The sequence below is a fragment of the Pseudomonas sp. 1176_21 genome (genome assembly GCF_052850635.1).
Map to the genome: position 1 here is coordinate 120717 of NZ_VXCV01000002.1, position 19603 is coordinate 140319.

Below are 19603 nucleotides of genomic sequence, written 5' to 3' on the forward strand. Positions count from 1 at the left end.
AGTTATGTGGAGAGTGCGTGGAGCTCAGCCCAGCCGCTCGTTGGGCAGCCACAGGCGCACCCGCACGCCGTCCTCGACGTTGGCCACCTCCAGCGAGCCGCCATGCAGCTGCATCACTTCCTCGACGAAGTTCAGCCCAAGGCCTGTGCTCTTGCGCCCCGTGCCCGGGCGCGGCAGCGAGTAGAAGCGCTCGCTGAGCCGGCCCAGGGCATAGTCCGGTATCGCCGCCCCCTGGTTGTACAGGCTCAGCGCCAGCCGTGGGCCCCGTGTCTCCAGGTCGACCACCAGCAGGCCGCCCGGCGGGGTGAAGTCCAGGGCGTTCTCCAGCAGGTTGCCGATGGCCTGGCGCAGCAGAAACGGCTCGCACAGCAGCCGCACGCTGGCCGGTACCCGCTGGCGCACCTGCAGGCCGGCGCTTTCGATGCGCGCGCTCTGGGCCAGCAGCACCTCGTCCACCAGCGCCGCCAGTGGCACCTGCTGCTGGTCTTCCAGGCCCTGGCGCTGCTCGACCTGGGCCAGGTCCAGCAGCCGCTCGATCAACTGCTGCATGCGCGCGCTCTCGCTTTCGATATTGCTGGCAAAGCGTTGGCGCTGCTCGTCGCTCATCGGCCCCTGCAGCAGCTCGCTGGCCCCGCGAATCGCCGCCAGCGGGCTTTTCAGCTCGTGGGTCAGGGTGTGCACGTAGCGCTCCACATACGCCCTGCCCTCCAGCTGCGTGCGCATGCGCTCCACCGCACCGGCCAGTTGCGCCAGCTCGCCGCCGCGGTAATGCGGCAAGGCCACGCGTTCACCCTCGCTGACCGCCTGCGCATAGCGCGTCAGCCGACGCAGCGAGCGCGCCAGCCACCACGACAGCCCGGCGCCCACCAGCAGGCCCAGCACGATCAGGCCAAGGCCCAGGTTGAACAGGCGCCGCTCGGAGCGATCGATATACGGCTGCAACGACTTGTTCGGCTTGGCCACGGTGACCACGCCGATGATCTTGCCGGCATCGATGATCGGCGCCGCCACATGCATCACCGACGACTCCGGGTCGTCCGGATCGCTGCGGGTGGAGCGGGCGCCATACTCGCCGCGCAGGGTCAGGTACACGTCGTTCCAGCGCGAGTAGTCCTGGCCCAGGGCTTCGCCGCTGGAGTCGAGCAACACCTTGCCGTTGGCGTCGGTGACGTAGATGCGGTGGTTGACCTCGTTCTTGGCCAGGCCCCAGATATCGGCCCTGGGCTGGCGCTTGCCGTAAGCCTTGAGCAGCTCGGGCAGCCGGCCCTGGCCGAGGGTGCCGGCCTTGACCTCGTCGCGCAGAATCTCGGCCAGCAGGTTGGCGGTGTCCACCAGGGTTTCCTCGGTGGACTGGCGCACACCCGGGCGCACCTGTTCGCGCACGGTGTTGAGGATGAAGTAGCCGGTCAGCCCGACGAACAGGAAGTACACCAGGAAGATGCGGATGCCCAGACGCATCAGCTGTGCCCGGGGCTGTAGCTGTAGCCCAGGCCGCGGTGGGTCTGGATAGGTTCGGCGTCGGCCTGCACAGTGCGCAGCTTGGCGCGCAGGCTCTTGATGTGGCTGTCGACGTTGCGCTCGTAGCCGGCCTCGGCCGGCACGCCGGTGGCATCCAGCAGTTGCTCGCGGCTGAACACCCGTTCGGGTTGTTCGAGCAGGCATTGCAGCAGGCGAAATTCGTGCCGGGTGAGGGTGAGCGATTGACCGCGATAGCTGATCTGCAGGCGCTGGGAGTCGATGCTGAAGGGCGTTTCGGGGGCCTCGGGTTCGCTGCGCGGGGTCATGCGCTTGAGGATGGCGCGTACCCGCGCCGCCACTTCACGCGGGCTGAAGGGTTTGACCACATAGTCGTCGGCACCGATCTCCAGGCCCACCACGCGGTCGATCTCCCCATCGCGGGCGCTGAGGAACATCACCGGTACCTCGCTGAAGCGGCGCAGCTGGCGGCAGGTTTCGAAGCCGTTGATATCCGGCAGGCCGATATCGAGAATGATCAGGTCAGCCGGGCGCTGACGCTGCTGTTCCAGCGCGGCGCTGCCCAGGGTCACCCATTCGGTGCTGTGACCGTCGCCTTGCAGGGCAAAGATCAGGGTGTCGGCGATGGCCGCTTCGTCTTCGACAATCAGTATGTGGGGCATGGGCGGTGCAGGCCTGGCAGGTTTGGGTGCACTTGTAGGGGATTATCCCTCGACTGACAAGGCCCTGTCGCGGGTCAAGCCCGCTCCCACGGGAGAACGACGGCCCTTGTGGGAGCGGGCTTGAGCCGCGATGGATTCAACTCAGCATTCAGGCTTGCCCGCCGTAAACCGGCGCGCCGGGTTCACCGCCGCGCCGAACTCGCGCAGCGCCTTGGCCCCGATCAGCAGCGGGTAGTTGAAGCTGCTGCGGTCGGTCAGGTTGACCTCCACCGTGCGCTTGACGTCGCCCAGGCACAACTCCAGCTCCACCACCGGACGCTTGGCCGGGTCGGGTGCTTCGCCGTCCTCGTCTTCATCGGCGCGGCTCTTGATCTTGCTGATGCGCGCCACCTTGTGTTCATACACCTTGCCGTCGGCATCCTTGGTCGCCAGGCGGAACCGCACCCAGTCCTCACCATCACGCTTGAAGCGCTCGATGTCCTTGGCCGACAGCGACGCGGTCAGCGCGCCGGTGTCCATCTTGGCCTTGAACGTCTGGTCGAGGTCCGCCACGCCAATGTATTCATAACGGCCATACAGGGTCGGCTCGGCGGCCATCACCGGCAAGGCCAGCAGGGAAAGCAGTGCAAGTACGGATTTCACCGGGTCAGCTTCCTTGAGAAAAGTCTGTGTTTAGACTGCCGCAGCAGCATAGGTTCGTCGCCACAGGGTATTCAACACAATGTGAAACATTTGTCCGCGCCGTGGGCTGCCCAGAATTTGGCCTGAACCGAATCCCTGCTTATCATGGCCGACCGCCTAACCGAAAATCAGAGTTTTCTTATGCGCCGCCTGCTTACCGGCAGTCTTGTGACCCTGCTGCTCTTGCTCAACACCCTGGTGCTGATCGGCCCGTTGCTGGTCTTCGCCCTGCTCAAGCTGGTACTGCCCGGCCGCTACCGCGACTACGCCTCGTGGGCGGTGATGTGGATCGCCGAGACCTGGGCCGAGATCGACAAGCTGATCTTCGCCCTGTGCATCCCCACCCGCTGGGACGTGCGCGGCGCCGCCGACCTGCGCCTGGACACCTCCTACCTGATGGTCAGCAACCACCAGAGCTGGGTGGATATTCCCGCGCTGATCCAGGTGTTCAACCGGCGCATTCCGTTCTTCAAGTTCTTCCTGAAAAAGGAACTGATCTGGGTGCCGTTCCTGGGCCTGGCCTGGTGGGCGCTGGACTACCCGTTCATGAAGCGCTACAGCAAGGCCTTCCTCGAACGCCACCCGCACCTCAAGGGCCAGGACCTGGAGATCACCAAGGCCGCCTGCGAGCTGTTCAAGCGCCAGCCGGTGACCGTGGTCAACTACCTCGAAGGCACCCGCTTCACCCCGGCCAAGCGCGATGCCCAAGGCTCGCCGTTCCGCCACCTGCTCAAGCCCAAGGCCGGCGGCGTGGCGTTCGTGCTCGCCGCGCTGGGCGAACAGCTCGACGCCCTGCTCGACGTGACCCTGGTGTACCCCGGCGACACCGCGCCGGGGTTCTGGGACCTGGTCAGCGGTGCAGTGCCGCGGGTGATCGTGGACATCCAGGTACGCGCACTGGACCCGGCCCTGTGGCGCGGCGACTACGAGAACGACCCGCAATTCCGGCGCAGCGTACAGGACTGGGTCAACCAGCTGTGGCACGACAAGGACGCGCGCATCGAGCAACTGCGCCAGGAGCTGCGCCGCTAGCCGATGATCGCGTGGGGCACGAAGCGGCTGCTGTCCTTGGTGATCAGCGAGTTGTCCTCGCGAATGCCGATGCCTGCCGGCTGATCGCCAACCACCCAGCTGCCGATCACCGTGTGGCTGCCGGCAAACCGTGGCAAGGCATGAAACTGCTGGATCACGTGGGGGCCACTGCCATACGGCCCCTCCTCCTTCACCCGCTGCCCGTCAGGGGTATGAATCTCCACATTCGCCCCCTCCCGCGAGAAGAACGGCTTGCGCACCCACCCCGGCGCCAGCGGCCGTTCGGGCGTGGCGTCGATGAATGCGGGCAGCAGGTTCGGGTGCCCTTCGTGCTGCTCCCACAGCAGCGCCAGCATGCCCTTGTTCGACAGCAGCGCCTTCCAGGGCGGCTCGACGAACAGCGTGCCGCTGCCGGCAATCGCCGGGCCGTAGCGGTCGTGGAACATGTCTTCCCACGGGTAGAGCTTGAACAGGCTGGGGATCGGCGCCCCACTGCGGTCGATGAAACGCCCGGCCGGGTTCAGGCCGATGTCTTCCACATCGATCAGGCGTGTATCGAGCCCGGCAGCGGTGGCAATGTCGCACAGGTACTGCACCGTGCCACGATCCTCCAGCGAGTCCCTGACCGAGGCAAAGTAGAACGGCGTGGCAAAGGTGTTGGCGCCGAACACCTGGCCGAGCTTCTCTTCAAGGCTGTTGAACTGGTCGGCATCGGCCGGCAGTACGCCGCGCTGCATCTGCTGCTCAAGCCACAGGTACTGGAAGAAGCCGGCCTCGTACAGCGAGGTGGGTGTGTCGTAGTTGGCTTCCAGAAGTTTGGCCGGGCCATGGCCGTCGTAGCTCAGGTCCATGCGCCCGTAGAAATGCGGGTGCCCGTCGCGCCATGAGCGGCGGATCAGGTCGCGGTAGTCACGCGGGATGGCCAGGCGGTCGAGCAGTTCTTCGCTGTCCACCGCCCGCGCCACCAGGTCCATGCACAGCTCGTGCAACTGGCGGGTGGGTTCTTCGAGGTCGTCCTCGATCTGGCGCAGGGTGAACTGGTAGCACGCCGACTCGTCCCAGTACGGCTCGTCGCCGAAGGTGTGGAACCTGAAGCCGTAGTGTTCGGCGGTGGCTTTCCAGTCCGCGCGCGGGGTGCAGGCAATACGTTTCATCGCCCGCCCTCAGGAACCGAAACCGAAGCCGCCACGGCCTGGTACATGGGCCGCGAAGCCGGGGTGGCTGCCCACCGTCCAGGGCCGTGCCGAGGCCATGAAGCGCGCCGGCAGCACCGACGCATGGGCATCGGCACCAGCCCCGCCGTTGAAACGGCTGGACGGCGCGTGGTCCTCGACCAGCCCGGCATACTGGTTGCCGCTGTTGACCTGGTCGGTCAGCGAGCTGGCCCTGAACCCGTCGCGCCCTTCACGCTCGTGGTAGATCGCCTCCGACAGGTAGCGCGGCTCGACATTGACGTAGTCGTAGCGGCCACCGCCGCCGCCATACATGGCCGACGAGGTGGTGCTGGAGGTCTGGTTCAGCCCGTCGTCATACACCTGGCGCTCGGTGGTCAGGGCGAAGCCTTGCATGCGCGGCATGTGAAAGCTCGCGCCCTGACCTGGCTCGCACTGCTCGAAGCTGGCCAGGCAGTCTTCCAGGCGGGTGAAGCGTGGGGCGTTGGCATCGTGGTGCTGGCGGGCGACGTTCCAGGCGCTGTCGCACACCGAACGGCTTACCCCGGCCAGGGCGCAGCTGTCGACGTCCTGGTAACGCTTGACCTCGCTGACCACGCGGGTGGCGCTGCGATCACTGTCACAGGCGGCCAGCGCCAGCGGCAGGCTGCCCAGGGCAATCAGCCGAATGCTCGTGCTGCGTTTCATGGCTGTGCTCCGCTGTCAGGCCGCTGGGGTCATGCACGCGGCATTGAGCATGCCGATGCCGATGGCCACGGCGGCCAGCAGGATGGCGGCCGCGTTTTCCTGACGGCGGATACGCTCGTCCATGCCCTTGACCACCACGCTGACCACCACGAACGCGAGCAACTGCACGGCGCCGGCGATCACCGACCACAGCAGGAAGTCGAGCAGCGAGATCGAATGGGAGATGGCCCCGGACACGGGGATGGCGAAACCCAGCAGCGCACCGCCCAGGGCGATGGCCGCAGCGCTGTTGCCTTCGCGGATCAGGGCAAATTCGTTGTAGGGGGTCAGGCGGGTATAGATGAACGCATAGAGCGCGAACAGCACGGCGGCGCCGGCCATGTAGAACAGAAAACCCAGCACGGCATCGGCCGGCAGGGACATCTTCAGGGCATCCATGAACATCGGGGTCGCACTTCCTTGCTTGAACGGGGCGGGACGTATACCACACCGCCCCGCCTCGGCAAACCGCCGGCTTACACCGAAGGCACGGCGGCCGGGGTGCCCCAGATGCCGCCCAGGCTCTGCAGCAGTGAACCGGCCACGCCCTGCTGGCCCAGGTACTGCAGGATCAGCGGGGCGAACTGGGCGATCATGCCGGTGTTCATGCCCAGGGCGCCGAAGGCGTTGTTCAGGTCGTCGGTGTCCTTGACGTTGCCCAGTGCGTTGCTCAGGGCCGAGGAATTGCCGCTCTTGCCGAGCAGCTCGCCCAGGCCGCTGAGGCCGCCCAGGGCATTGTCGCCGGACAGCAGGTCAAGGCCGGGCACGGCCTTGCTCAGTTGCGAGTAGTCGCTGCTGCTGAGCTGATGCCTGGCCAGGCCCAGCAGCGCGCCGGTGCCGCCGATGGCCTGTTCGGGGGTGATATCGAGTTGGTCGCCCAGGGTATTGAGCAGGTTGGCCGAGGGGGCCGGGGCTTGAACGGCAGCGTCCTGCTGTTTGTTGCCTTGCATGGCAGATACGGCGTTGGCGGCATCGTTGAGATTGAAGGCCAGGGCCGAGGTGGTGGCGAGTGCCAGCAGGGAGAGCAGTGCGAAACGTTTCATGGGGCGGACCTCGTAGGAAAGCGAGGTTTCGACCCGTATCTGCGGCGAATGTTCCGCCGTCATCGCCTGTAGGAGCCGGCCTTGCCGGCGAAAGCAGCACCGCGATATCCAGGGATACGCACTGGCCGCTTTCGCCAGCAAGGCTGGCTCCTGCAACAGAATGGCAACCCGCCCTAGGGCAAGGCGTACGCAATCACGTAATCACCCCGATCCGGCGACTGACGCGCACCGCCAGCACTGATCAGGATGTATTGCTTGCCGGTCTTGGGCGACACGTAGGTCATCGGCCCCGACTGGCTGCCCACCGGCAGACGCGCCTTCCAGATCTCGTTGCCGTTGCCCGAGTCGAACGCACGCAGGTAGAAGTCCTGGGTGCCGGCAAAGAACAGCAGGCCCGACTGGGTCGACAGCGAAGCGCCCAGGGTCGGCATGCCGATCGGGATCGGCAGGTGCATGCGGATGCCCAGCGGCCCGGTGTCCTGCACGGTACCGACCGGCACCTGCCACATCAGTTTCCTGGTCTTCAGGTCGATGGCCGACATGGTGCCGAACGGCGGCCTCTGGCACGGAATACCGGCCGCGGACAGGAAGCGCTGGCGCATCGCGCCATACGGCGTACCGTCCTGCGGCACCACACCCATCTCGATGCCGCTGGCACCTTTGGGAATGTCTGCACGCGGGATCATGTAGTTGGCCAGGCCCAGACGCATGTCGTTGACGAACATGTAGTTGCTGGTCGGGTCGACCGACACGCTACCCCAGTTCATGCCACCCAGCGACCCGGGGAACTGCAACGCCGGGTCCAGCCCTGGCGGGGTGTACACACCCTCGTGGCGCATGCCCTTGAACGAGATGCGGCACAGCAGCTGGTCGAACGGGGTCGCGCCCCACATGTCCGACTCTTTCAGGGTCTGGTTGCCGATCGACGGCATCTCTACCGAGAACGGCTGGGTCGGCGAATAACGCTCGCCCGGCACGTTGCCCTGGGGCACCGGCTTCTCTTCGACCTTGGCAATCGGCACGCCGGTTTCACGGTTGATCACGAAGATCTCGCCCTGCTTGGTCACCTGGGCCAGCGCCGGTTGCACGCCACCCTTGTCATCCGGGATGTCGTACAGCAGCGGCTGGGCCGGCAGGTCGAAGTCCCACAGGTCGTGGTGGGTGGTCTGGAAGTGCCAGCGTACCTGGCCGTTCTTCACGTCCAGCGCCACGATCGAGGAGCTGTACTTGTCGTCCAGTTCGGTACGGGTGCCGGCGAAGAAGTCCGGGGTGGCGTTGCCGGTCGGCAGGTACACCAGGCCCAGCTTGGCGTCATAGGACATCGCCGACCACACGTTGGGCGTGCCACGGGTGTAGGTCTGGCCTTCGGGCGGACGCTTGGTGATGTTCGGGTTGCCCGGGTCCCAGGCCCAGGCCAGCTCGCCGGTCCGCACGTCATAGGCACGCACCACGCCCGGCGGTTCGCCGGTGGAGAAGTTGTCGGCCACGCGGCCACCAACGATCACCACATCGCCGGCCACCAGCGGGGTGGAGGTCTGCTGGTAATAGCCCGGCTTGATCTCGCCCATGTCGACGCTCAGATCGACCACGCCGTTATCGCCAAAGTCGGCACATGCTTCGCCGTTTTCAGCGTTGATCGCGATCAGGCGGGCATCGCCGGTGGGCAGGAACAGGCGCTTGGCGCAGGCCTGCGGGCCGGCGTCGGCGGCCAGCGGGGTTTCGGAGTAGCCCAGGCCACGGCAACGCTGCCAGTTCGGCGCGCTGCCCTTGGGGTCGAACATCCAGCGCTGCTTGCCGGTGTCCACGTCCAGGGCGAAGACCTTGCCGTAGGCGGTGCAGGAATACAGGGTGTCGCCGATCTGCAGCGGCGTGTTCTGGTCTTCGGCACCGGCGCCGGTGCTTTGCGGCACGTCACCGGTATGGAAGGTCCAGGCCACCTGCAGCTTGTCGACGTTGCCCTTGTTGATCTGGTCCAGCGCGGCAAAGCGGTTGCCGGCGGTGGTGTTGCCCCAGTGCGCCCAGTCCTTCTGCTCGGTGCCCGGCTTGACCGGCTGCACCGCAGGCTCGCTGCTGGCGGTGACCACGTGGGTGGGCACGAACATGTAGCCCAGGGTGGCGACCACGCCAACGGCCAGCACACCGGCCACCGCGAACGCGCCACGCCCGGCCGCACGACCGTCGGCGCGTTGCAGGCTCGGGAACACCAGCGCGATGACCAGGCCGATCACGGCAAAGGTCAGTACCCGCGAGACCAGCGGCCAGAAGTCCAGGCCGGCATCCCACACCGCCCAGATCGCGGTGAGTACCAGGGCCACCGCGTACAGCCAGGCGCCCGACGGCTTGCGCCGCGCGATCAGCACACCGCTGACCAGCATCGCCAGGCCCATCAGAAGGAAGTACCAGCTACCACCGAGGCTGCTCAGGTACGCACCGCCCCCTGCCAGCACCAGGCCGATCAGGGCGATCAGGATGCCCAGACCTCCCAGCAGCCACTTTGCGGTGCCCGGAGCACCTGCCTGTTCGTTCATGTGATTACCGTCCTAAACGTAGTGAAAAACCACCGTCAACAGTTGGCCGACCCAATCCCGAGCATAGTCGGCGCATTTAGGTAGCTTGCTTGTTAACCAGTTAGTACGTTTAAGGGTAACAAAAAATTGCGGGCTACTGCGACAATTTGTCTGTCAGCCCGGCTTCAGGGGCCTGAAACCGGGTAGACATTGGTCTTACGCTGCGCTGAACAGCGTGTGCGGGTCGATCACGAATTTCTTCGGCACGCCGGCATCGAACTCGCCGTAGCCCTCGGGCGCCTGATCCAGGCTGATGACCTGCACGCCGACCACCTCGGCGATGTTGATGCGGTCCCACATGATGGCCTGCATCAGGGCGCGGTTGTACTTCATCACCGGGGTCTGCCCGGTGTGGAAGCTGTGGGACTTGGCCCAGCCCAGGCCGAAACGGATGCTCAGGCTGCCCATCTTGGCTGCGGCATCCACCGCGCCCGGGTCTTCGGTCACGTACAGGCCGGGGATGCCGATCTTGCCGGCGACCCGCACCACCCCCATCAGCGAGTTGAGCACCGTGGCCGGCGCCTCGTGCTGGGCCCCGGCATGCCCGTGGCCACGGGCCTCGAAGCCCACCGCATCAACCGCGCAGTCCACCTCCGGCTCGCCCAGCAGGTTGGCGATCTGTTCGTGCAGCGGGGTGTCCTGGGACAGGTCGGCGACCTCGAAGCCCTGGGCCTTGGCATGGGCCAGACGTACCGGGTTCACATCACCGATGATCACCACCGCCGCGCCCAGCAGCCGCGCCGAGGCGGCAGCGGCCAGGCCGACCGGGCCGGCACCGGCCACGTACACCGTGCTGCCGGGGCCGACACCTGCGGTGACCGCACCGTGGTAGCCGGTGGGCAGGATGTCGGAGAGGCAGGTCAGGTCGCGGATCTTCTCCATGGCCTTGTCGCGGTCGGGCAGCTTGAGCAGGTTGAAGTCGGCGTAGGGCACCAGCACATACTCGGCCTGCCCGCCGGTCCAGTCGCCCATGTCGACATAGCCGTAGGCGCCGCCGGCGCGGGCCGGGTTGACGCTCAGGCACACGCCGGTGTGTTGTTCCTTGCACGAGCGGCAGCGCCCGCAGGCCACGTTGAACGGCACCGAGACCAGGTCGCCCAGTTGCAGGTTCTCGACGTCACGGCCTTTCTCGATGACCTCGCCGGTGATTTCGTGCCCCAGCACCAGGCCGGTCTGGGCGGTGGTACGACCGCGCACCATGTGCTGGTCGGAGCCGCAGATATTGGTGGAGACCACCCGCAGGATCACGCCGTGTTCGATCTTGCGCCCACGTGGGTCCTGCATTTTGGGATAGGGGATTGTTTGCACCTCGACCTTGCCTGCGCCCAGGTACACCACACCACGATTGCCAGACATGCTTTCACCTCGCTCGATTGTTGTTATGTCGCGCTGAATGTTCTGTCCGTCTTTCGGGCCTCATCGCGGGTCAAGCCCGCTCCCACGGTCCCTGTGGGAGCGGGCTTGACCCGCGATGCACCCGCTACAGCACCACCGTGCGATTGGCGTTCAAAAACACCCGCCGCTCGATGTGATACCCCACCGCCCGCGCCAACGTCAGGCATTCGATATCGCGCCCGCGGGCAATCAGGTCTTCAGGGTAGTGGCTGTGATCCACGGCTTCCACGCCCTGGGCAATGATCGGGCCCTCGTCCAGGTCGTTGTTGATGTAATGCGCCGTGGCCCCCACCAGCTTCACGCCCTTGTTGTAGGCCTGGTGATACGGCTTGGCGCCCTTGAACCCCGGCAGCAGCGAGTGATGGATGTTGATCGCCCAGCCATCCAGGCGTCGGCACAGCTCCGGCGACAGCACCTGCATGTAGCGCGCAAGGATCACCAGCTCGGCGCCGGACGCCTCGATCACCTGCAGCACCTTGCGCTCCTGCGCCGGCTTGTCCTGCGGGTCGAGGGCAAAGTGGTAATAGGGGATGCGGTGCCAGTGCGCCAGCGGCTCCAGGTCCGGGTGGTTGGAAATCACCGCCACCACGTCCATCGCCAACTGGCCGATGCGCTGGCGGTACAGCAGGTCGTTGAGGCAATGATCGGCCTTGGACACCATGATCACCACCTTGGGCCGGTGCCTGGGCGCAGTCAGCTCGAAGGTCATGCCGAACGCTTCGCCACGGGCGGCCAGGCCTGCGCGAAAGGCCTGCTCGTCGAATGCCTCGGGCTGGCGAAACTCCACCCGTATGAAGAACCGCGCCGACAGCCGGTCATCGAACGAATGATGCTCGGTGACGTAGCACTGCTGCTCGTACAGGTAGCGCGTCACCGCGTCCACCGTACCCAGCAGGCTGGGGCAGTCGGCGGTAAGGATCCAGGTGTCCGGCGCACGGCTCATGAGGCGATGCTCAGGCCATGTTCGGCGCAGGCATCCTGCAGCCACAGCCACCAGTAGTCGCTGAAGCTGCGCCGGATCAGCAACTCCCAGGTGTCCTCGCCGGTGCGCCGGATCACCAGCTGGGACTTGGCGAACACCGTGCCCACCGCCTTGCCCACCGGGAAGTTGTTGGGGTGCACGTCGTAGCTGGTGGACTTCATCAGCACCTCGCGCACCCTGGGCCCGCTCAGTTCGAGCAGGGTCTGCCCGCCGCTGACGTTGACCACCTGGATGTGTTGCCCGTCGAGGGCTTCGCGCAGCTTCTGCTCGGCGGCCAGCTCCTCGCCACCGGGCACGATCAGCAGCCACTCGTCGGGGCCCATCCACTGCAGCGAGGCCTCGCCGCTGGCGACCACGGTGAGTGCGACCGGCAGTTCCAGGCCCAGCGCTTGTTGCACGCCGCTGACGAAAGCCGGGTCGTGGGCGTTGCCGCGCAGGGTCAGGTGGCCGAGGAACTTCTTCTCGCGCAGGGTCACGCCGGGGTTCTTGCGGCCCTTGCCGACCAGGCTGGGCAGGTCGGCGTGATGCAGGGGTGATTCGGCCCTGGCGTCAGTCTCGGGGCGTTGCGGGTAGACGTTGATTGCGCTCATTACATACCTGCCTTGAATTCAGTAGTGCTGTGATCTCTTTGTAGGAGCCGGCCTTGCCGGCGAAGGCCGCGACCCGGTTGCAACCCGGTGCGCGGTGGTCGCTTCGCCAGCAAGGCAGCTCCTGCAACCATCAGATGTTCTGCCGCTCACCCTTCGGATCAAAGAACACCGAGGCGCAGATCTCGGCCTCGATCACGCTGCCATCGGCCTGCGGCGAAAACACCCGCTCGCCCATGCGTTTGAGCCCGCCCTTGACCACCCCCATGGCAAACGAATAGCCCAGCGAGTTGCTCGCGTAGCTCGAGGTCACGTGCCCCACCATGTCCATCGGAATCGGCTGTTTGGGGTCCAGCACCAGCTGCGCGCCCTCGGGCAACCACTGGCTCGGGTCCACCGGCTTGAGCCCCACCAGTTGCTTGCGGTTCTCGCGTACGCAGTCTTCCCGGTTCATGCCGCGCCAGCCGATCCACGAGAACGGCTTGGTGCGCCCCACGCACCAACCCATGTTCAGGTCGTCCGGGGTCATCGAGCCGTCGGTGTCCTGGCCGACAATGATGAAACCCTTCTCGGCGCGCAGCACGTGCATGGTCTCGGTGCCATAGGGGGTGAGGTTGTACGGCTTGCCGGCGGCGACGATCTGCTCCAGCACGCCCATCGCGTAATTGGCCTGCACGTTCACTTCATACGACAGCTCGCCGGTGAACGAGATGCGGAACACCCGCGCCGGCACCCCGCCCACCAGGCCCTCCTTCCAGCTCATGAACGGGAAGGCGTCCCTGTCCAGGTCGATGTCGGTCACTTCAGCCAGCAGCTTGCGGCTGTTGGGCCCCGACAGGGTCAGCGTGGCCCAGTGGTCGGTGACGGAGGTGAAGTACACCTTCAGCTCCGGCCATTCGGTCTGCTGGTAGATCTCCAGCCATTGCAGCACCCGCGCCGCGCCGCCGGTAGTGGTGGTCATCAGGAAGTGGTTGTCGCCCAGGCACGCGGTCACGCCATCGTCGAAAACCATGCCGTCTTCCTTGCACATCAGGCCGTAGCGCGCCTTGCCCACGTCGAGCTTGGTCCAGGCGTTGGTGTAGATGCGGTTGAGGAACTCACGGGCGTCCGGGCCCTGGATGTCGATCTTGCCCAGGGTCGAGGCATCCAGCAGGCCGACGCTGTCGCGCACCGCCTTGCATTCACGGGCCACCGCCGCCTGCAGGTCTTCGCCGCCGCGGGGGAAATACCACGGGCGCTTCCACTGGCCGACGTCCTCGAACTCGGCGCCGTTCTTCACATGCCAGGCATGCAGCGCGGTGAAGCGCACCGGCTCGAACAGGTGGCCGCAATGGCGCCCGGCCACCGCGCCGAAGGTCACCGGCGTGTAGTTGGGGCGAAACATGGTGGTGCCCATCTGCGCAATGCCGATGCCCAGCGAGCGTGCGGCGATCGCCAGCCCGTTGATGTTGCCCAGCTTGCCCTGGTCGGTGCCGAACCCCAGCGCGGTGTAGCGCTTGACGTGCTCCACCGACTCGAAGCCTTCGCGGGTGGCCAGTTCGATGGCGGCCGCAGTCACATCGTTCTGCTGGTCGACGAACTGCTTGGGTGCCCGCGCGGTGTTGCGGTCATGGGGTACCTGGAACAGCGCCACGGTGGGCTCCTCCGGACGCACCAGCACCTTGGGCAGGACGCCCTCCACTGCCTTGAAGCCGGCCTCGGTGGCCGCACGCACGCCGCCTTCGAAACCGTCGGCCAGCGCATCGCCCAGGGCGAACACGCCATTGACGCCACCCACGCACACGCGCTTCTGCGGCGCTTCGCCGGGCACGAAGCCGAGAATGTCGTCGCGCCACAGCGGCTTGCCGCCCAGGTGCGAAGCCAGGTGCACCACCGGGCTGTAGCCGCCCGACGTCGCCACCAGGTCGCAGTCCAGCCATTCGCCGGGGCTGGTGACCTGGTGTGCGGCCACGTCGATGGCTGCCACCCGCGCTGCCGTCACATGCTTGCTGCCGCGCGCCTCGATCACCGCGCTGGAGGTGAGGATGCGAATGCCCTTGGCACGTGCCTCCTCCACCAGCGAGCCACGGGGGTTGTGCCGCGCATCGGCGACCGCGACCACCTTGAGCCCGGCGTCGTGCCAGTCCAGCGCCACGCGATAGGCGTGATCGTTGTTGGTCGACAGCACCAGCTTGCGCCCCGGCGCCACGCCATAACGGCGCACGTAGGTAGATACCGCGCCGGCGAGCATGTTGCCCGGCACATCGTTGTTGCCGTACACCAGCGGCCGCTCGTGGGCGCCGGTGGCCAGCACCACACGCCCGGCTCGCACACGGTGCATGCGCTGGCGCACCTGGCCGATGGGTGCGCGGTCGCCCAGGTGATCGGTGAGGCGCTGGTGGATCGTGAGGAAGTTGTGGTCGTGGTAGCCGTTGACCGTGGCCCGCGCCAGCAAGGTGACCTCGGGCATGCCCTGCAGCTCGTCGATCACCTTGGCCACCCACTCGGCGGCGGGCTGGCCGTCGAGGGTCTCGCGGGTATCGAGCAGGCTGCCGCCGAACTCCTCCTGCTCGTCGGCCAGGATCACCCGCGCCCCGCTGCGCCCGGCTGCCAGTGCCGCAGCCAGCCCGGCGGGGCCTGCGCCCACCACCAGCACATCGCAGTGGTGGTTCATGTAGTCGTAGCTGTCCGGGTCGTTTTCCAGCGGCGAACGGCCCAGGCCCGCAGCCTTGCGGATGTACTTCTCGTAGGTCATCCAGAACGACTGCGGGTACATGAACGTCTTGTAGTAGAACCCCGGCGGCATCAGCTTGCCGCCGACCTTGCCGAGGATGCCCATCACGTCGGTGTTCACGCTGGGCCAGCCGTTGGTGCTGGTGGCCACCAGGCCGGCGTACAGCGCCTGCTGGGTAGCGCGCACGTTGGGTATCTGGGTGGCCTCGCTGGCACCGATCTGCAGGATCGCGTTGGGCTCTTCGCTGCCGGCGGCGATGATGCCGCGTGGGCGCGAGTACTTGAAGCTGCGCCCCACGATGTCGACGCCATTGGCCAGCAGCGCGGCGGCCAGGGTGTCGCCCTGGTAGCCCTGGTAGCGCTGGCCGTTGAAGGTGAAGTCGAGGACCTGGCTGCGGTCGATACGACCGCCGTTGGGCAGACGATAGCGCTGGCTCATACCTTTTCTCCCTGGCCGGTGACAGCCAGCTGCGGGACGTTTTCCTGGGCGCGCGCCTGGGGCCTGGCACCAATCGGATAGGTTTCGAGAATCTCGTAGGTCACGGTGTCGCGGGTGGCGTTGAAGTACTGGCGGCAGCCCGCGGCATGGATCCACAGCTCGTGGTGCAGGCCGCGCGGGTTGTCACGAAAGAACAGGTAGTCGCCCCACTGCTCGTCGGTGCAGGCATTCGGGTCCAGCGGGCGCGGAATGTGCGCCTGACCAGCGGCATGGAATTCTTCCTCGGAGCGCAGTTCGCCGCAGTGGGGACAGAAGATGTGCAACATGGAGTGTCTCCTGTTAGTGGGCGACAGCGGCAGCGCCGTGCTCGTCGATCAGGGCGCCGTTATGGAAACGGTCGATGGAAAACGGCTTGGCCAGTGCATGCATCTCGCCGGTGGCCAGGCTCGCGGCGAACACGTGGCCCGAGCCCGGCGTGGCCTTGAAACCGCCAGTGCCCCAGCCGCAGTTGAAGAACATGTTCGCCACCGGGGTCTTGGAGATGATCGGGCAGGCGTCCGGGGTGGTGTCGACGATGCCGCCCCACTGGCGATTCATGCGCACCCGCGACAGGATCGGGAACATCTCGACGATGGCCTGCAGGGTATGTTCGATCACCGGGTACGAACCGCGCTGGCCGTAGCCCACCCAGCCGTCGATGCCGGCGCCGATCACCAGGTCGCCCTTGTCCGACTGGCTGATGTAGCCGTGCACCGCGTTGGACATGATCACGCTGTCGATGATCGGCTTGAGCGGCTCGGACACCAGTGCCTGCAGCGGGTGCGACTCGATGGGCAGGCGAAAGCCGGCCAGCCTGGCCATGTGCCCGGAGTTGCCGGCGGTGACCACGCCCACGCGCCGCGCACCGATGAAGCCCTTGTTGGTCTCGACGCCGACCACCGCGCCGTTTTCCTTGCGAAAGCCGATCACCTCGGTCTGCTGGATCAGGTCCACGCCCAGAGCATCGGCGGCACGCGCATAGCCCCAGGCCACGGCATCGTGACGCGCCACGCCGCCGCGGCGCTGCACGGTGGCGCCGAGAACCGGATAACGGGTGTTCCTGGAGCAGTCCAGGTGCGGAATCTCGTCGGCCACCTGCTTGCTGTTCAGCAGTTCGCCGTCCACGCCGTTGAGCCGGTTGGCGCTGACCCGGCGCTCGGAGTCGCGCATGTCCTGCAGGGTGTGGCACAGGTTGTAGACCCCGCGCTGGGAGAACATGACGTTGTAGTTGATGTCCTGGGACAACCCCTCCCAGAGCTTCATCGCGTGCTCATAGAGGTGCGCCGACTCGTCCCACAGGTAGTTGGAGCGCACGATGGTGGTGTTGCGCGCGGTGTTGCCGCCGCCCAGCCAGCCCTTCTCGACCACCGCCACATTGGTGATGCCGTGCACCTTGGCCAGGTAGTAGGCGGTGGCCAGGCCGTGCCCGCCGCCGCCGACGATGACCACGTCGTAGACCTTCTTCGGGGTGGGCGTGCGCCACATGCGCTGCCAGTTCTCGTGGTGGCTGAGCGAGTGCTTGAAAAGGCCGAAGCCCGAATAGCGTTGCATGGTCTGTTACTCCACTCAGCGGTAAACCGGAAAATCCGCACACAGTGCCGACACGCTCCTAGCCACGTCGGCCTCGACATCGGCATCGCCCAGGTGGTCGAGGATGTCGCAGATCCAGCCGGCCAGCTCCGTGCACTGGGCCACCTTGAAGCCACGGCTGGTGACGGCCGGGGTGCCGATGCGCAGGCCCGAGGTGACGAACGGCGACTGCGGGTCGTTGGGCACGGCGTTCTTGTTGACGGTGATGTGGGCGCGCCCCAGGGCGGCATCGGCGTCCTTGCCGGTCAGGCCCTGGCGGATCAGGCTGACCAGGAACAGGTGGTTGTCGGTGCCACCGGACACCACGTCGAAACCACGCTCGATGAACACCGCAGCCATCGCCCGGGCGTTGTCGATCACCTGTTGCTGGTAGGCCTTGAAGCCGGGCTCCAGGGCCTCCTTGAAGCACACCGCCTTGGCCGCGATCACATGCATCAGCGGGCCGCCCTGCCCGCCGGGGAACACCGCGGCGTTGAGTTTCTTTTCCAGCGCTTCGTTGGCCCTGGCCAGGATCAGCCCGCCACGCGGGCCACGCAGGGTCTTGTGGGTGGTGGTGGTGACCACGTCGGCATAGGGCAGCGGGTTGGGATACAGGCCCGCCGCGACCAGCCCGGCGACGTGGGCCATGTCGACGAACAGGTAGGCGCCGACCTTGTCGGCGATCTGGCGAAAGCGTGGGAAATCGAGGGTTTTGCTGTAGGCCGAAAAACCGGCAATGATCATCTTCGGCTGGTGCTCGACGGCCAGGCGCTCGACCTCGTCGTAGTCGATCAGGCCGGTGCGGGTATCGATGCCGTATTGCACGGCGTTGTACAGCTTGCCGCTGAAACTGACCTTGGCACCGTGGGTGAGGTGGCCGCCGTGGGCCAGGCTCATGCCCAGCACGGTGTCGCCGGCCTGCAGCAGGGCCAGGTACACCGCGGCGTTGGCCTGGCTGCCGGAGTGCGGCTGGACGTTGGCATAGTCGGCGCCGAACAGCTGCCTGGCACGATCGATGGCCAGTTGCTCGACCTTGTCCACGTGCTCGCAGCCGCCGTAGTAGCGCTTGCCCGGGTAGCCTTCGGCGTACTTGTTGGTCAGGCCGCTGCCCTGGGCCTGCATCACGCGCTTGCTGGTGTAGTTTTCCGAGGCGATCAGTTCGATGTGGTCTTCCTGGCGCTGTTCCTCGGCGTTGATCGCCGCCAGCAGTGCATCGTCGTAACCCTGGATCTGGTCGTGCTTGGTGAACATCGCATCTCTCCCGGCAGTGGCATGGACAGCGCCCTTTGGCTGCGATGGTAGGGCTGGCGCGGGCCGTCCAGATGCCTGCGCACGCCACGCAAAGGTGCGTTTACGACATGGCCCTTGTAGTCGGCGATTTGATAGTTGGTTTAGAGTGCTTGCCTGCGTCGACCACAGGACAGTGCAATGACAGAACAAAGCCAGCAATTTGCCAGCGACAACTATTCCGGCATCTGCCCCGAAGCCTGGGCGGCGATGGACAAGGCCAACCAGGGCCACGAACGCGCCTACGGCGACGACCAGTGGACCGCCAAGGCCTCCGACCACTTTCGCAAACTGTTCGAGACCGACTGCGAGGTGTTCTTCGCCTTCAACGGCACCGCCGCCAACTCCCTGGCCCTGTCGTCCCTGTGCCAGAGCTACCACAGCGTGATCTGCTCCGAGACCGCCCACGTCGAGACCGACGAATGCGGCGCGCCGGAGTTCTTCTCCAACGGCTCCAAGCTGCTCACCGCCCGCAGCGAAAACGGCAAGCTCACGCCGGAGTCCATCCGCGAAGTGGCGCTCAAGCGCCAGGACATCCACTACCCCAAGCCACGCGTGGTGACCATCACCCAGGCCACCGAAGTGGGCAGCGTGTATCGGCCCGAAGAGCTCAAGGCGATCAGCGCCACCTGCAAGGAGCTGGGCCTGAACCTGCACATGGACGGCGCGCGCTTCAGCAATGCCTGCGCGTTCCTGGGCTGCTCGCCGGCCGAACTGACCTGGAAGGCCGGCATCGACGTGCTGTGCTTTGGCGGCACCAAGAACGGCATGGCGGTGGGCGAGGCGATCCTGTTCTTCAACCGCAAGCTGGCCGAAGACTTCGACTACCGCTGCAAGCAGGCCGGGCAGCTGGCGTCGAAGATGCGCTTTCTGTCGGCGCCGTGGGTGGGGTTGCTCGAAGACGGTGCGTGGCTGCGCCATGCGCAGCACGCCAACCACTGCGCGCAGTTGCTCAGCGGGCTGGTGGCGGACATCCCGGCGGTGCAGTTGATGTTCCCGGTAGAAGCCAACGGGGTGTTTCTGCAGATGCCGGAGCCGGCACTGGAAGCGCTGCGCGCCAAGGGCTGGCGGTTCTACACCTTCATCGGCAGCGGCGGCGCACGGTTCATGTGCTCGTGGGACACCGACGAGGCACGGGTGCGCGAGCTGGCGGCGGATATTCGTGCGGTAACGCTGGGTCGCTGATGGCCCCTTCGCCGGCAAGGCCGGCTCCTACAGACACCGCCAACCTGTA

At 66.2% G+C, this 19603-nt stretch carries 17 protein-coding genes; 2 read left to right on the forward strand and 15 right to left on the reverse strand.

The window, feature by feature from the left end; translation table 11 throughout:
• Positions 1-24: 24 nt before the first annotated feature.
• The 3 genes from creC to rloA2 all read right to left on the reverse strand — a co-directional run bounded on the left by creC (position 25) and on the right by rloA2 (position 2780).
• Positions 25-1458, reverse strand: coding sequence for a two-component system sensor histidine kinase CreC (gene creC, locus FW760_RS05565; RefSeq protein WP_043863649.1), 1434 nt, complete (start codon positions 1456-1458; stop codon positions 25-27).
• Positions 1458-2138, reverse strand: a complete 681-nt coding sequence (gene creB / locus FW760_RS05570; protein ID WP_043863648.1) for a two-component system response regulator CreB — start codon at positions 2136-2138, stop codon at positions 1458-1460. Before creB ends, creC begins: the two co-directional genes overlap by 1 nt.
• A gap of 141 nt (positions 2139-2279) precedes the next feature.
• Positions 2280-2780, reverse strand: coding sequence for a retropepsin-like aspartic peptidase RloA2 (rloA2, locus tag FW760_RS05575; protein WP_043863647.1), 501 nt, complete (start codon positions 2778-2780; stop codon positions 2280-2282).
• 180 nt (positions 2781-2960) lie between these two features.
• On the opposite strand from rloA2, the gene FW760_RS05580 reads away from it, so the two are divergent.
• Positions 2961-3851 (forward strand): acyltransferase, encoded by an 891-nt coding sequence (locus FW760_RS05580; protein ID WP_043863646.1) that lies wholly within the window; start codon positions 2961-2963, stop codon positions 3849-3851.
• Here FW760_RS05580 and FW760_RS05585 read toward each other — a convergent pair.
• The 12 genes from FW760_RS05585 to glyA form a co-directional block, all read right to left on the reverse strand.
• Positions 3848-5005: a glutathionylspermidine synthase family protein gene (locus FW760_RS05585; protein WP_043863645.1), complete on the reverse strand. Its 1158-nt coding sequence runs from the start codon at positions 5003-5005 to the stop codon at positions 3848-3850. The two genes, FW760_RS05580 and FW760_RS05585, sit on opposite strands and share 4 nt — an antisense overlap.
• Before the next feature lie 9 nt (positions 5006-5014).
• Positions 5015-5710, reverse strand: a complete 696-nt coding sequence (locus FW760_RS05590; protein ID WP_116052361.1) for a DUF1190 domain-containing protein — start codon at positions 5708-5710, stop codon at positions 5015-5017.
• A gap of 15 nt (positions 5711-5725) precedes the next feature.
• Entirely contained in the window at positions 5726-6154 is a 429-nt protein-coding gene (locus FW760_RS05595; RefSeq protein ID WP_043863643.1) for a DUF350 domain-containing protein, read from the reverse strand.
• Positions 6155-6225: 71 nt separating this feature from the next.
• On the reverse strand, positions 6226-6792 hold the full coding sequence (locus FW760_RS05600) for a DUF2780 domain-containing protein (RefSeq protein WP_043863642.1): 567 nt from the start codon (positions 6790-6792) through the stop codon (positions 6226-6228).
• A 173-nt stretch (positions 6793-6965) separates the two neighbouring features.
• Complete coding sequence (locus FW760_RS05605; RefSeq protein ID WP_315404969.1) at positions 6966-9320, reverse strand: glucose/quinate/shikimate family membrane-bound PQQ-dependent dehydrogenase; 2355 nt, start codon at positions 9318-9320, stop codon at positions 6966-6968.
• A 195-nt stretch (positions 9321-9515) separates the two neighbouring features.
• Positions 9516-10715, reverse strand: a complete 1200-nt coding sequence (gene fdhA / locus FW760_RS05610) for a formaldehyde dehydrogenase, glutathione-independent (RefSeq protein WP_043863640.1) — start codon at positions 10713-10715, stop codon at positions 9516-9518.
• 124 nt (positions 10716-10839) lie between these two features.
• On the reverse strand, positions 10840-11697 hold the full coding sequence (purU, locus tag FW760_RS05615) for a formyltetrahydrofolate deformylase (protein WP_043863639.1): 858 nt from the start codon (positions 11695-11697) through the stop codon (positions 10840-10842).
• Positions 11694-12326 carry a sarcosine oxidase subunit gamma gene (locus FW760_RS05620; protein WP_100634804.1) on the reverse strand — a complete coding sequence of 211 codons (633 nt, stop codon included), beginning with the start codon at positions 12324-12326 and terminating at the stop codon, positions 11694-11696. Before FW760_RS05620 ends, purU begins: the two co-directional genes overlap by 4 nt.
• Positions 12327-12456: 130 nt before the next feature.
• A complete protein-coding gene (locus FW760_RS05625) occupies positions 12457-15474 on the reverse strand; it encodes a sarcosine oxidase subunit alpha (RefSeq protein WP_446443689.1) in 3018 nt (1005 codons plus the stop codon).
• Positions 15471-15800 (reverse strand): sarcosine oxidase subunit delta, encoded by a 330-nt coding sequence (locus FW760_RS05630; RefSeq protein ID WP_043863636.1) that lies wholly within the window; start codon positions 15798-15800, stop codon positions 15471-15473. The genes FW760_RS05625 and FW760_RS05630 overlap by 4 nt, the downstream gene beginning before the upstream one ends.
• Before the next feature lie 13 nt (positions 15801-15813).
• Positions 15814-17064: a sarcosine oxidase subunit beta family protein gene (locus tag FW760_RS05635; RefSeq protein WP_043863635.1), complete on the reverse strand. Its 1251-nt coding sequence runs from the start codon at positions 17062-17064 to the stop codon at positions 15814-15816.
• Between the two features lie 15 nt (positions 17065-17079).
• Entirely contained in the window at positions 17080-18333 is a 1254-nt protein-coding gene (gene glyA / locus FW760_RS05640) for a serine hydroxymethyltransferase (protein WP_054916001.1), read from the reverse strand.
• A gap of 177 nt (positions 18334-18510) precedes the next feature.
• On the opposite strand from glyA, the gene FW760_RS05645 reads away from it, so the two are divergent.
• Positions 18511-19554: a threonine aldolase family protein gene (locus FW760_RS05645; RefSeq protein ID WP_043863633.1), complete on the forward strand. Its 1044-nt coding sequence runs from the start codon at positions 18511-18513 to the stop codon at positions 19552-19554.
• The last annotated feature ends 49 nt before the right edge of the window (positions 19555-19603 follow it).